14 protein-coding genes and 1 tRNA gene are annotated in these 12872 nt (G+C 62.1%); 9 read left to right on the forward strand and 6 right to left on the reverse strand.

Features of this window, described 5'->3' with window-relative positions; all coding sequences use genetic code 11:
• Positions 1 to 82 precede the first annotated feature (82 nt).
• The 8 genes from EJ072_RS31195 to EJ072_RS31230 all read left to right on the forward strand — a co-directional run bounded on the left by EJ072_RS31195 (position 83) and on the right by EJ072_RS31230 (position 8528).
• Entirely contained in the window at positions 83 to 973 is an 891-nt protein-coding gene (locus EJ072_RS31195) for a DUF2182 domain-containing protein (RefSeq protein WP_126082731.1), read from the forward strand.
• A 12-nt stretch (positions 974 to 985) separates the two neighbouring features.
• Complete coding sequence (locus tag EJ072_RS31200; protein WP_042642362.1) at positions 986 to 1600, forward strand: DUF1326 domain-containing protein; 615 nt, start codon at positions 986 to 988, stop codon at positions 1598 to 1600.
• Positions 1597 to 2415 carry a phosphatidylcholine synthase gene (gene pcsA / locus EJ072_RS31205; protein ID WP_126082732.1) on the forward strand — a complete coding sequence of 273 codons (819 nt, stop codon included), beginning with the start codon at positions 1597 to 1599 and terminating at the stop codon, positions 2413 to 2415. Before EJ072_RS31200 ends, pcsA begins: the two co-directional genes overlap by 4 nt.
• A 130-nt stretch (positions 2416 to 2545) precedes the next feature.
• On the forward strand, positions 2546 to 3523 hold the full coding sequence (locus EJ072_RS31210) for a quinone oxidoreductase (RefSeq protein ID WP_126082733.1): 978 nt from the start codon (positions 2546 to 2548) through the stop codon (positions 3521 to 3523).
• Between the two features lie 264 nt (positions 3524 to 3787).
• Complete coding sequence (locus EJ072_RS31215) at positions 3788 to 5365, forward strand: ABC transporter ATP-binding protein (protein ID WP_189343133.1); 1578 nt, start codon at positions 3788 to 3790, stop codon at positions 5363 to 5365.
• Complete coding sequence (locus tag EJ072_RS31220) at positions 5362 to 6489, forward strand: ABC transporter permease (protein ID WP_126060964.1); 1128 nt, start codon at positions 5362 to 5364, stop codon at positions 6487 to 6489. Before EJ072_RS31215 ends, EJ072_RS31220 begins: the two co-directional genes overlap by 4 nt.
• On the forward strand, positions 6489 to 7409 hold the full coding sequence (locus tag EJ072_RS31225; protein WP_126082735.1) for an ABC transporter permease: 921 nt from the start codon (positions 6489 to 6491) through the stop codon (positions 7407 to 7409). Before EJ072_RS31220 ends, EJ072_RS31225 begins: the two co-directional genes overlap by 1 nt.
• A gap of 51 nt (positions 7410 to 7460) precedes the next feature.
• Complete coding sequence (locus tag EJ072_RS31230) at positions 7461 to 8528, forward strand: BMP family ABC transporter substrate-binding protein (RefSeq protein WP_126060966.1); 1068 nt, start codon at positions 7461 to 7463, stop codon at positions 8526 to 8528.
• Between the two features lie 83 nt (positions 8529 to 8611).
• Here the strand turns inward: EJ072_RS31230 and rimO are convergent, their stop codons facing one another.
• From rimO to EJ072_RS37400, 5 genes are all read right to left on the reverse strand, one after another.
• A complete protein-coding gene (rimO, locus tag EJ072_RS31235) occupies positions 8612 to 9925 on the reverse strand; it encodes a 30S ribosomal protein S12 methylthiotransferase RimO (protein WP_126082736.1) in 1314 nt (437 codons plus the stop codon).
• 280 nt (positions 9926 to 10205) lie between these two features.
• Positions 10206 to 10892 (reverse strand): TerC family protein, encoded by a 687-nt coding sequence (locus tag EJ072_RS31240; protein ID WP_126082737.1) that lies wholly within the window; start codon positions 10890 to 10892, stop codon positions 10206 to 10208.
• A gap of 166 nt (positions 10893 to 11058) precedes the next feature.
• On the reverse strand, positions 11059 to 11466 hold the full coding sequence (locus tag EJ072_RS31245; RefSeq protein ID WP_126082738.1) for a DUF930 domain-containing protein: 408 nt from the start codon (positions 11464 to 11466) through the stop codon (positions 11059 to 11061).
• A 406-nt stretch (positions 11467 to 11872) separates the two neighbouring features.
• Entirely contained in the window at positions 11873 to 12010 is a 138-nt protein-coding gene (locus EJ072_RS36195; RefSeq protein WP_189343134.1) for a hypothetical protein, read from the reverse strand.
• 120 nt (positions 12011 to 12130) lie between these two features.
• Positions 12131 to 12262 (reverse strand): hypothetical protein, encoded by a 132-nt coding sequence (locus EJ072_RS37400; protein ID WP_281059501.1) that lies wholly within the window; start codon positions 12260 to 12262, stop codon positions 12131 to 12133.
• Positions 12263 to 12373: 111 nt separating this feature from the next.
• Here EJ072_RS37400 and EJ072_RS31250 point away from each other — a divergent pair, with 111 nt between their 5' ends.
• The gene (locus tag EJ072_RS31250; protein WP_126060970.1) at positions 12374 to 12640 is read left to right on the forward strand and encodes a hypothetical protein; all 267 of its coding nucleotides are present in this window, start codon (positions 12374 to 12376) and stop codon (positions 12638 to 12640) included.
• A gap of 100 nt (positions 12641 to 12740) precedes the next feature.
• Here EJ072_RS31250 and EJ072_RS31255 read toward each other — a convergent pair.
• A tRNA-Ser gene (locus tag EJ072_RS31255) sits at positions 12741 to 12830 on the reverse strand.
• Positions 12831 to 12872 lie beyond the last annotated feature (42 nt).

Genomic DNA, 12872 nt, shown 5'->3' on the forward strand with positions numbered 1-12872 from the left:
GGCGCCCCGTCGGGCCCTTATCCAAGATATAGGTCGGATCAGCCGGCTTGATCAACGCGGCGATTCAGCCCATTCGATTGCCATGAGCGGGGAGCAGCAGGATTTCAACCATCTCGACCGCGCGGGGCGCGCGACGGCCGGCGTGGCGCGCAGTCCGCGCTTTGCGGTGACGCTCACGGTGGGTGTCGCCATCGTCCTTGCATGGTTGCTTCTCGGCGCGATGGCGATCCGCGGCGCTGAAGGCAGCCTTGCCGGCAGACCCGGCGATTTGCTGCTCAAGAATCTCCCGAGCCTGCCTTTTCCGGATTTTCTCGACCGGTTCTTTGCTCTCTGCCTTGCGCCGGCGCCGCTTGCCGGCCCGGCTGGCCTGCAGGTACCGGCGCTTGTGCTGATGTGGTTCCTGATGGCGGTTGCCACGATGCTGCCTTCCGCCGCGCCGCTGATCCGCACCTATTGCGAGATTGCCGACACAGCGCGGATCAAGGGCGAGCCGGTTGTTCAACCGCTGGTGCTCGTTACCGGATACCTCACCACTTGGCTTGGCGCGTCCGCGGCTTTCGCCGCGCTGACGCTCGCGGTCTACGCTTTTGCCGGTTCCGGCCGGATGCTCGATCCCGCAGTCGGTATTGCCGGCGCCGCGGCACTGCTTGTTGCAGGCCTTTATCAATTTAGCGGCTTGAAACAGGCGTGCCTGGAAAAATGCCGCAACCCGTTCTCGATCCTGTTCGCCAATTGGAGCGCGAAACCGGGCCGCATCTTCCAACTAGGAGTGGAGCAGGGCGTCTGGTGCCTTGGCTGCTGCTGGGCGCTGATGCTGGTGATGTTCGCCGTCGGCGCGATGAACATCTTCTGGATGGCGCTGATCGGCCTGTTCACCCTGATCGAAAAACAGACCACCGGCAGGGTGGCCAGCCGGGTCGCCGGTACGATACTGCTTGTGTGGGCGGCAGCCCTGCTATTAGTTTCGGCGTAAGGGGAGAATTCGATGACCGACCAAAGCTGGGCGATGAAAGGGGAGCTGGTACTCTCATGCAATTGCACGGTTTTCTGCCCCTGCGTGCTGTCGCTCGGCAGCCACCCGCCGACGGAAGGTTACTGCCAGACCTGGGCTGGCTTCCGCATCGATGCCGGCCATTTCGGCGAAGTCGACCTTTCGGGTCTCAATCTCGGCCTGGTCATGGAAATCCCCGGCTATATGAGCCGCGGCAACTGGAGCGCCGGACTGTTCATCGACAAGCGGGCGTCAGTCTATGCGGTCAAAGCGCTGACCAAGATCTTCACGGGTAAGGCCGGCGGCACCACCTCGCTGCTGTCGATCCTTGTCGGCAAATTCCTCGGCGTCGAGCAGGTGCCGATTACCTATGAGACGCGTGACAGGACGCGCGTCTTCCAAATACCGAAGATCATCGACGGCGCGGTGACGCCGATCCCCGGCAAGGACCGTGAAAAGGATACGGTGATCACCAATTCAGAATATTGGATCGCGCCGGAAATCATCGTGGCGAAGTCCGACAAGAGCAAGATGCGCGCCTTCGGCCGCAACTGGAATTTCGCCGGCCGATCGGCCGAAATCTGCAAGCTGGACTGGCGGGGACCGTGAGCAAGAATACAACGGCCAGGAAGGCGGCGAAGAAGATCGCGCAGCGGATTCCGTTGCCGAAGAAGAAGGTGACGTGGCCGCAGGCGCGTGCGTTTTCCGTTCATCTGCTGACCGCGTCAGGATCGTTCCTGGCCTTCCTGTCGCTGGTGGCGGCGAGCGAGGAACGCTGGACGGCGATGTTCTGGTGGCTGGGGCTGGCGCTGTTCGTCGACGGCATCGACGGCCCGATCGCCAGGAAGCTCGAGGTCAAGGAGATCCTGCCGACATGGTCGGGAGAACTCCTCGACAACATCATCGACTACGTCACCTACGTGCTCATCCCGGCCTTCGCGCTCTATCAGCGCGGCTTCATGGGCGAGAACCTATCCTTCCTGTCGGCGGCCATTATCGTCGTCTCCAGCGCGATCTACTATGCAGACACCGGCATGAAGACGAAGGAGAACTTCTTCAAGGGCTTCCCTGTCGTCTGGAACATGGTGGTGTTCACGCTGTTCGTCATCGAGCCGGGGCAATGGGTATCGTTCGCCGTGGTGGTTATTGCCGGTATTTTGACCTTCCTGCCGATCAACTTCATTCATCCGGTGCGCGTGGTGCGGCTGAGGCCGGTCAATCTCGGCATGACGCTTTTGTGGTGCGCCTTCGGCGCGCTGGCGCTGGCGCAGGCAGCACTTGCCGCCTTCTATGACAAGATCGGCGTGCTGGGAGAGCAGGTCAGCGACTTCACCAAGATCGGCATTACCATCACCGGCCTCTATCTCGCCTGTATCGGGGGCATCATGCAGATGTTCCCCAGTCTGGGCGCCAGGAAGTCCTGATCCTGGATCAGGACATTTTTGGTCGAATGGTCATCCTGACCTAGCTGTCTATCGGCCCATGATCTTTCAAACATCGGCTGGCCCTTTCGGGGTCATGCTCCAGTTTACGTACCCTTCAGAGAGTTGAGCGATGTCCAAGGCAATCCGCATCCACGCCAATGGCGGCCCCGAAGTCCTGGCTTACGAGGATGCCGATCCCGGCCAGCCGGGAGAAGGCCAGATCCTGATCCGGCACACGGCGATCGGCCTGAACTTCATCGACGTCTATTACCGCTCCGGGCTTTATCCGCCCCCCGGCGGTTTGCCGCTGATTCCCGGCAGCGAGGCGGCGGGCGTCGTGCTGGCGCTCGGCACCGGCGTCGACTGGCTGAAGCCCGGCGACCGCATCGCTTATGCCGTCAATGTCGGGGCTTATGCCGAGCAGCGGGTGATCGCCGCCGACCGCGTGGTCAAGGTGCCGGACGGCATCAGCGACGAGCAGGCGGCGGCGATGATGCTGAAGGGCATGACGGCGGAATACCTCTTGCGTCGAACCTTCCCAGTCAAGGCCGGCGACACGATCCTCTACCATGCGGCAGCCGGCGGTGTCGGCCTGATCCTCGGCCAATGGGCAAAGCATCTCGGCGCGATCGTGATCGGCACCGCGAGCTCCGCCGACAAGATCGAGCTCGCGCGGGCGCATGGCTTCGATCATGTCATCAACTACAAGGAGCAGGATTTCGTCGCCGGCGTCGCGGCGCTCACCGGCGGGAAGAAATGCGACGTCGTCTACGATTCCGTCGGCGCCGATACTTTTCCCGCCTCGCTCGATTGCCTGCGGCCGCTCGGCATGTTCGTCAGCTTCGGCTCGTCGTCGGGACCGGTTCCGCCTTTCCCGATGTCGCTTCTCGCCCAGAAAGGCTCGCTTTACGCGACCCGGCCGACGCTCTTCGTCTACAACGCCAAGCGCGAGGATCTGGTGAAGTCGGCAGAAGCGCTTTTCGATGTGGTCAAGAGCGGCGCCGTCGAGATCAAGATCAACCAGCGCTACGCGTTGAAGGACGCAGGAAAGGCGCAAGCCGATCTCGAAGCCCGCAAGACGACGGGAACGACCGTCCTCATTCCCTAGAGCATGATGTCGTAGGAAAACCGCCTCGCACTTTTCGGCATCATACCTTAGCCAACTGCCCTGTTTTTCAGCGGCTTGCCGTGCCCGAAGGCACGGCTTCCCTGAAACGCGATGCGGATTTGCTACTGTTCTCAAGAGGTCTATCTTAGCCCTTGAGTTTCCGCTGAAATTCTTGAAGCTCTTTCAAGTTGGGTGCTGCTTTCCGATGGGAGCCGGCCGCGCATACCATGCTTTCGGGAACACAGAACATGTCCGGGAAGCCGGATGGGAGGCACTGTGAGTGCAAATCATGACAGGCAGAACCTGCTTGAGGTTCGTGGTCTCACCAAGATTTTCGGCACGCTGACGGCGTGCGATCACATCGATCTCAACATCGCAAAGGGCGAAATCCACGCGCTGCTCGGCGAGAACGGCGCCGGCAAGTCGACGCTGGTCAAGATGCTGTTCGGCTCGCTGGAGCCGAACTCGGGCGAGATCTTCTGGGACGGCAAGGCGGTCAAGATCACCAGCCCGGGCGTGGCGAAGAAGCTCGGCATCGGCATGGTGTTCCAGCATTTCTCGCTGTTCGAGGCGCTGACAGCGGCCGAGAACATCGCGCTTTCGCTCAATGACGGTTCGCCAATCAGCACCATCGCGGCGAAGGCGAGGGCGCTGTCCTTCAGCTATGGGCTGCCGCTCGATCCGGACTCCCTGGTCGGCGACCTCTCCGTCGGCGAACGCCAGCGCATCGAGATCATCCGCTGCCTCTTGCAGACGCCGCAGCTCATCATCCTCGACGAGCCGACCTCGGTGCTGACGCCGCAGGAAGCCGACAAGCTGTTCGAGACGCTGGAGCGACTGCGCTCGGAGGGCAAATCGATCCTCTACATCTCGCACCGGCTGGAAGAGGTCAAACGCATCTGCGACCGGGCCACCGTGCTTCGCCACGGCAAGGTGGTGGGCCACTGCAATCCGCGCGAGGAGACGGCCGCATCGCTGGCCCGCATGATGGTTGGCAGCGAAGTCAAGGCCGTGGAGCGCGCGCCGGCCGAAGGCATCGAGACCGCGCCGGCGCTGCTGGAAATCCGTGGGCTGACGCGCAAGCCGGCGACGCCCTTTGCCATCCCGCTGAAGAACATCAATCTCACCGTGCGCGCCGGCGAAGTGATCGGCATTGCCGGCGTTGCCGGCAACGGCCAGGGCGAGTTCTTCGAATCCGTCTCCGGCGAAGTGCTACAGCAGGATGCGGGTTCGGTGCGCATCCGCGGCAAGGACGCCGGCGCGCTCTCCATCACCGGCCGGCGGCTGATGGGTGCTGCGTTCGTGCCGGAAGAGCGCCTGGGGCACGGCGCCGCCCCGCGCATGAAGCTTTCGGAGAACCTGCTGCTGTCCCGTCACGCCACCGACGGCAAGGCTTTCGTCGGCTCCGGCGGCATGGTCAAGAACAGCGCCGTCTATAGCGCCGCCCAGCGCATCATCACCGCCATGGACGTGCGCAAGAGCGCGCCCGATCCGGAGGCGGCCGCGCTCTCGGGCGGCAATCTGCAAAAATTCATCGTCGGCCGCGAACTCGACCGCAAGCCGAGCGTCATGATCGTCAACCAGCCGACCTGGGGCGTGGACGCAGGCGCGGCCGCTCGCATTCGCCAGGCCCTGATCGAGCTTGCGCGCAGCGGCTCCGCCGTCCTGGTCATCAGCCAGGATCTCGACGAATTGTTCGAGCTGTCGGATGCGATCGCGGTCATGCACAACGGGCAATTGTCGGCGCCGCTGCCGATCGCCGAGGCGACTTTCGAGAAGATCGGCCTCTTGATGGGTGGCGCCGAGCCCGGCCACGCAGAACACAGCCTGGAGATCGCATGATGCGCATCGAACTGGTCAAACGTCCGCAGCGCTCGGCGTTGTTTTCGGTGCTGTCGCCGTTCATTGCCTTCGCGCTGACGATGATCGCCGGCGCCATCATGTTCGCCTTGCTCGGCGTCAATCCGCTGGATGCATTCAACATCTATTTCATCCAGCCGATCAGCGAAGTCTGGCAGTTGCACGAGCTGGCCATCAAGGCGGCGCCCCTCATCCTGATCGCGGTCGGACTGTCGGTCTGCTACAAGGCCAACATCTGGAACATCGGCGCCGAAGGCCAATTCATCTTCGGCGCGATCTTCGGCTCGATCATCCCGGTGCTGTTCCCGCAATTCGAAGGCCCGCTGGTGATCCCGCTGATGCTCTTGCTCGGCATGGTCGGCGGCGCCTTCTACGCGTCGATCCCGGCGTTTTTGAAGACCCGCTTCAGCACCAATGAGATTCTGACCAGCCTGATGCTGGTCTATGTCGCGCAGCTTTTCCTCGACTGGCTGGTGCGCGGCCCATGGCGTGACCCGCAAGGCCATGGCTTCCCGCAGACCATCCAGTTCGGCGATTCCGCGGTGCTGCCGGAGCTGATGCCCGATGCCGGCCGCGCCAATTGGGGCTTCGTCTTCGCCCTGGTCGCCGCCGTAGCGATCTGGCTGATGATGAGCCGCATGCTGAAAGGTTTCGAGGTGCGCGTTCTGGGTTCCAGCCCGAGGGCAGGGCGCTTTGCCGGCTTCGGCTTGAACCGGATGGTGTTCTTCACCTTCCTTCTGTCCGGCGCGCTGGCCGGTCTGGCGGGCATTTCGGAAGTCTCCGGCGCCATCGGCCAGTTGCAGCCGGTGATCTCGCCGGGCTACGGGTTCACCGCCATCATCGTCGCCTTCCTCGGCAGGCTCAATCCGCTGGGCATCGTGGCCGCGGGTCTCGTCCTGGCGCTGACCTATCTCGGCGGCGAGGCGGTGCAGAGCGCGCTCGGCATCTCCGACAAGGTGGCGCGCGTGTTCCAGGGCATGCTTCTGTTCTTCGTGCTCGGCTGCGACACACTCATCCACTACCGCATTCGCCTGATCGGCGTGGCGCTGATGAAGCCGAACGCCGCGAAGCTCGATGCAGCGCCCAAGCTCGAGGAGGCCCGCTGATGGACATCACCGTCAACATCCTTTTGACCATTGCGACCGCCGCGACGCCGCTGCTGATCGCGGCGATCGGCGAACTGGTGGTCGAACGCTCGGGCGTGCTCAATCTCGGCGTCGAGGGCATGATGATCATGGGCGCCGTCGGCGGCTTCGGCGCCGGCTATCTCACCGGGTCACCGTGGATCGGCCTGCTCGCCGCAATCATCGTCGGTGCGCTGTTCTCGCTGCTTTTCGCCGTCATGACGCTGTCGCTCGCCACCAACCAAGTGGCGACGGGCCTGTCGCTGACGCTGCTCGGCCTCGGCCTTTCCGGCATGATCGGCACCAGCTTCGTCGGTCAGCCGGGCGTGAGACTGCCCAATCTCGATATCCCGGTGATCAGCTCGATCCCGGTCGTCGGCAGGCTGATCTTCGGCCAGGATCCGGTCTTCTACATCTCGATCGCGCTGACCGCGGCGGTCATGTGGTTCCTGTTCAGGACGCGCACGGGGCTTACGCTTCGCTCGATCGGCGACAGCCATACGTCGGCGCATGCGCTGGGCATCAAGGTCATCCGCTACCGTTACCTGGCGGTGATCTTCGGGGGCGCCTGCGCCGGCCTTGCCGGCGGGCATCTGTCGCTGGTCTACACGCCGCAATGGGTGGAGAACATGAGCGCGGGCCGCGGCTGGATCGCGCTGGCGCTGGTGGTGTTCGCGTCCTGGCGTCCGTGGCGGGTGCTGGCAGGCGCCTATATCTTCGGCGCTGTGTGGATCGGCCAGCTTCATGCACAGGCTTTTGGCATTCCGGTGCCGTCGCAGTTTCTTTCTTCGCTGCCCTATCTGGCAACCATCGCGGTTCTCGTTCTAATCTCGCGCAACAAGCGGCTGACAATGATGAACACGCCGGCTTCGTTGGGGCAGCCATTCGTTCCGGATCGTTGACGACAACAAAAAGACGGGAAGCTCCAAGGCTTAACTCAGAGAGGTAACACAATGAAAAAACTGCTTATTGCGTTGATGACCACGGCTGCGGCCCTGTCGGTCGCGGCAACCGCCGAGGCGGCCGACAAGCTGAAGGCCTGCTGGGTCTATACGGGTCCGATCGGCGACTTCGGCTATTCCTACCAGCACGACCAGGGCCGCCTCGAAGTCGAGAAGGCGCTCGGCGACAAGGTCGAGACCGCCTATCTCGAAAACGTCTCGGAAGGCCCGGACGCCGACCGCGCCTTCGAGCGCCTGGCGCGCGAGAAGTGCAAGATCATCTTCGGCACGTCCTTCGGCTTCATGGACGCCGAGGTGAAGGTCGCGAAGAAGTTCCCCAAAGTGATGTTCGAGCATGCCACCGGCTTCAAGACCGGCAAGAATCTCGGCATCTACAACGCCCGCTTCTATGAAGGCCGCTACGTGCTCGGCCAGATCGCGGCCAAGGAATCGAAGAAGGGCCTTGCCGGCTACATCGTGTCCTTCCCGATCCCGGAAGTGGTGATGGGCATCAACTCCTTCATGCTCGGCGCGCAGTCGGTCAATCCCGACTTCAAGGTGAAGATCGTGTGGGTGAATTCCTGGTTCGATCCCGGCAAGGAGGCCGACGCAGCCAAGGCGCTGTTCGACCAGGGCGCCGACATCATCGTGCAGCATACCGATTCCACCGCCGCGCTGCAGGTCGCCGAGGAGCGCAAGCTGCACGGCTTCGGCCAGTCATCCGACATGATCAAGTTCGCGCCGAACGCGCAGCTCACCTCGCTCACGGACGAATGGGGTCCCTACTACATCAGCCGCGTGCAGGCCGCGCTCGACGGCACCTGGAAGCCGGACAATGTGTGGCTCGGCATCAAGGACGGCGCCGTAAAGCTCGCGCCCTTCACCAACATGCCTGACGACGTGAAGGCTATGGCGGAGGCGACCACGAAGAAGATCGCCGGCGGCTGGAACCCCTTTACCGGACCGGTCTCCAAGCAGGACGGCTCGCCGTGGCTGAAGGACGGCGAAGTCGCCGATGACGGCACGCTGCTCGGCATGAATTTCTACGTCAAGGGCGTCGACGACAAGCTGCCGCAGTAAGCTGCAAGTTACTGGTGTCAAAAAAGGAAAGGGCGCCGCGCGGCGCCCTTTCTCATTCGGTGTGCCTTCGCTTTGGAGGACGATCAGACGGCCGATCCGTAAAGATCGTAAGCGTCGGCGCGGTCGATCTTGACGGTGACGATCTCGCCGGCGCGCAGCGGCCGCCGCGACTGGATGTGGACCGAGCCGTCGATCTCCGGCGCGTCGTATTTGGTGCGGCCTTTGCCGGACGCGCCATGCGCCTCGTCGACCAGCACCGGCAGGCGCTTGCCGACTTTCTTGGCCAACTGCGCGGCGGAAATCTTCTGCTGGCGCTGCATGAAGCGGTGCCAGCGCGCTTCCTTGATTTCCTGCGGCACCTGTTCGAGCCCGAGGTCGTTGGAGCGCGCGCCCTTGACAGGCTCATATTTGAAGCAGCCGGCGCGGTCAATCTTGGCTTCGTCCAGCCAGTCGAGCAGCATCTGGAAATCGTCCTCGGTCTCGCCGGGGAAACCGACGATGAAGGTGGAGCGGATGGCGAGATCCGGGCAGACCTCGCGCCAGCCGCGGATACGGTCCAGCGTCTTTTCGCCATGCGCGGGGCGCCGCATGTTCTTCAGCACCTGCGGCGAGGCGTGCTGGAAGGGGATGTCGAGATAGGGCAGGATCTTTCCTTCCGCCATCAGCGGAATGACGTCGGCGACATGCGGGTAGGGGTACACATAATGCATGCGTATCCAGATGCCGAGCTTGCCGAGTTCCTCGGCAAGGTCGAGGAATTTCGCCCGCACCTCGCGGTCGCCGAACATCGATGTCTGGTACTTGATGTCGATGCCGTAGGCGCTGGTGTCCTGCGAGATTACGAGGATTTCCTTGACGCCGGCCTTGGCGAGTTTTTCGGCTTCGCGCAGTACGTCCGCCGCCGGCCGCGAGACCAGATCGCCGCGCAGCGCCGGGATGATGCAGAAGGTGCAGCGGTTGTTGCAGCCCTCGGAAATCTTCAGATAGGCGTAGTGGCGCGGGGTGAGCTTCACGCCCTGCGGCGGCAGCAGATCGACATAGGGATCGTGACTGGGCGGAGCCGCCTCGTGGACCGCCGCCATCACGCTCTCATAGGCCTGCGGGCCGGTGATCGCCAGCACATTGGGATGTTTTTCGCGGATGACGTCCGGCTCGGCGCCGAGGCAGCCGGTGACGATGACACGGCCATTTTCCGAAAGGGCGGAACCGATGGCGTTGAGCGACTCGTCGCGGGCGGAATCGAGGAAGCCGCAAGTGTTGACGACGACGAGGTCGGCGCCATCGTGCTTGCGCGCGATCTCATAACCTTCGGCGCGGAGCCGCGTGATGATGCGCTCGGAATCGACGAGCGCCTTCGGACATCCAAGACTGACGAAACTGACGCGTGGGGCGGACATAAATTTTGTTTTCCAAGAGGTGAAGGCGAGATCGAGGATTGAGCCTTTGGCTCTGAAGGTCGATCTACGGCGCGGCTTTGAGCCATTTCGCGCGGCGCAATAGCACGCTTCGGCACAGAAGCAAACCTGCCGCCGGCCAGGACAAGAGGCTTGCGCCAGGCATTCGCCCCTGAAGAGCGCTAGAGCGTTTCACCGTTTCACGGAAACGGCGAACCGCTCTATCCCTTTGTTTTGACGCAATTCTGGACGGAAAACCGCTCACACTTTTCCTGGAATTGCTCTAGTGAGCGTCCGACCCGAACCAGGGCGCCAGGAAGGCAAAATGGTCGGGGAACTGCTGCACGGCGCCGCCGAGAAGCATGTTGATCGCCACGTACAAGATGATCAGCAGGCCGATATAGGCGATCCAGCGATATCGATGCAGCAGCCGGGCGACAAAGGAAGCGGCAAAACCCATCAGGGCGATCGAAAGGGCCAGCCCGATGATCAACACCGTCGGATGCTTCATGGCGGCGCCGGCGACGGCGAGCACATTGTCGAGCGACATCGAGACGTCGGCGATTACGATCTGCCAGGCGGCCTGAGAGAAGGTCTTGCGTGCTCCCTTGCCGGCGACGGATCCGTCTTTGTTGTAGTCGTTGTTCGACAGCGCTTCGGTCGCATCGCGCTCGTCGTCATGGCTGACGCGCAATTCGCGCCACATCTTCCAACAGACCCACAGAAGCAGAAGCCCGCCGGCGATGAGCAGCATCGGGCCGATGCTCAGCAGCCATTGCGTGATGAGGGCGAAGACGATGCGCAGGACCGTGGCCGCAGCGATGCCGACAATGATGGCGCGCTTGCGCTGATCCGCGGGAAGGCCGGCCGCCGCGAGGCCGATCACAATTGCGTTGTCGCCGGCGAGCGCGAGATCGATTGCGACGACCTGGAGGAGAGCTGAAAGGCCTGTGGCAGTGAATATTTCCATCGACTAGAAATCCTTGCCTGAAATGAACATGGCCCTTTGCCGGACGGGCCTAAAGGCATGGTCCATCGGCGTCAAGACGCAGGTTCGGACATCGCCGGAAAACGGCGCCGCCAGCGCAAGCCCTCAATCATTTCGGGTGTTCGCCGGTCAAGCGGGCGGGCGGGAACTAGTCGTAGAGATTGTATTTGGCCCAGTCGGATTCGGGGATTTCGTCACCGATCTTGTAGCGGAACTGCAGCACCTGCATATGGTCCGGCGCGGTCTGGCATTTGAACTTCAGCCGGTACCATTGGCCCTTGCTGCGGAAGGCGGCGCCTGAGCTCTTGATGGCATCGGCGCTCATCTGCGGCGTGGCGAAGGCGTAGGCCACGACCCGGTCGGCTTTGTAGTTGCGATCGTCGTGGCTGATCCGGTCGAGCACTTCTGCGTCGCACCGCTGCTCGAGGCGGGTTTCGGGATCGAGTTTCATCAGGCCGGCGCGCAACGCATTGTCCATCGCCTTGGCCGGCAAGACCGGCGCCAGCGACGCCAGAACCATCAGGCAGAGCTTTTTCATGGGCGCGAGAAGCAGCATATTTTGTCCGAGAAATCAAATAAACGGTGTTTCACCAACGATTGACCGACATGGGTGTCAGGACGCTTCGCCCACCAACCAATACAAGCAGCGCACAACTCTTGGCGGCTGTGACTTGCAGAATCGCTAGTGCGCACAAAGGTCCGGGTCGGCGCAGGGGGCGCCATGTTCGCATCCCCTTGACGGAAGTCGCGATATACCCGGATACCCGGAAAAAGTCAGCCCTGACAGACCTGCATCCGACCCTAGCGAGGCCCCGGAGTGTCGCATGACAGGCTCACGCCGCGTGAGCACGAGGACGGGTAGGATAGCCCATGCTGAGCCCTCAATTGGCTGAGGCCAACGGCCTGCAATATCGCGGGGCTTGGAGTGCTGACCAGCAGTATGAGCCAGGCGACTTCTGGCGCTAGTTCTGTACCAGGCCGAAGCCTTCCACCTGTTCGAGGCTTTTCACTGTCGCAATTCGATAAGCGCTCTTGTTGGCCAAGCCATCCCGGACGATGAACACAGCGACGCAGGCGACCAACAGAATGATCAGTCGCATGGAACTCTCCATCAAAAGCTCCTCGTACCCGCCGATAGGACTATGCTCTCGTCAGCGGCTTACAACAAGAAACTGCTAATATTCAGCCGGCGACAGCGCGGACGACAGCTATGCCCACGCCTACTGCGACGCGGCTTTCAGCCAGGCGTAGCGCCAGGCGCCGTAGCCTGCCCGCAACCGCCTCGGCGGGGCTCCCAGAGCTGCTGCGATGTCGTCGAAGATCGCTTCCATGGTTGCCACCTGCGATTTCATCGAACGCAACCAGAGATCGAAACAGGGAATCGTCGTTGCGGACAACATATAGTTGACGTAACGTTAACGCAGGCGCGATCATTTCGGATTGTGCAGGGTGAGGGCGTTTCAATGAAACTCGTTGTGTTTGGCGTAGCAATGGTATTGGCGGCCACCGGAGCAGCCGTTGCGAAAGAAAAGAAAAAGGTAGCCACCGCTCAGGCAGCAATCTCTTGTCCTGCAGCACATATGAAGGCTGGCAGCGGCAAGCCGGCACCGAAACTGGATTGCAAATCAACAGGCACGGTGGTTGTTGCGCGTCCGTCAAATCAGGCCGCAAATTTCCTGGACCATCGCTTGGGGTACGACACCGATCCGTGGATCCCAACTGGTTATTGATGGCCAACTTCGGCTTGCCGGGCCTTTTCATATCCGGTTAGGCTAAAACTTATGCCGCGGCCCGACAGCTTGACTTAAGTTTTTGATTTTATTGGAATTGTGGCGGAGGGAGTGGGATTCGAACCCACGGTGAACTTGCGCCCACGCCGGTTTTCAAGACCGGTGCCTTAAACCGCTCGGCCATCCCTCCATCGTGATCTTCACGAGGCGCTTCGTCCTGTTAACAGCAAAA

The sequence above is a fragment of the Mesorhizobium sp. M2A.F.Ca.ET.046.03.2.1 genome (genome assembly GCF_003952425.1).
Classification (GTDB): domain Bacteria; phylum Pseudomonadota; class Alphaproteobacteria; order Rhizobiales; family Rhizobiaceae; genus Mesorhizobium.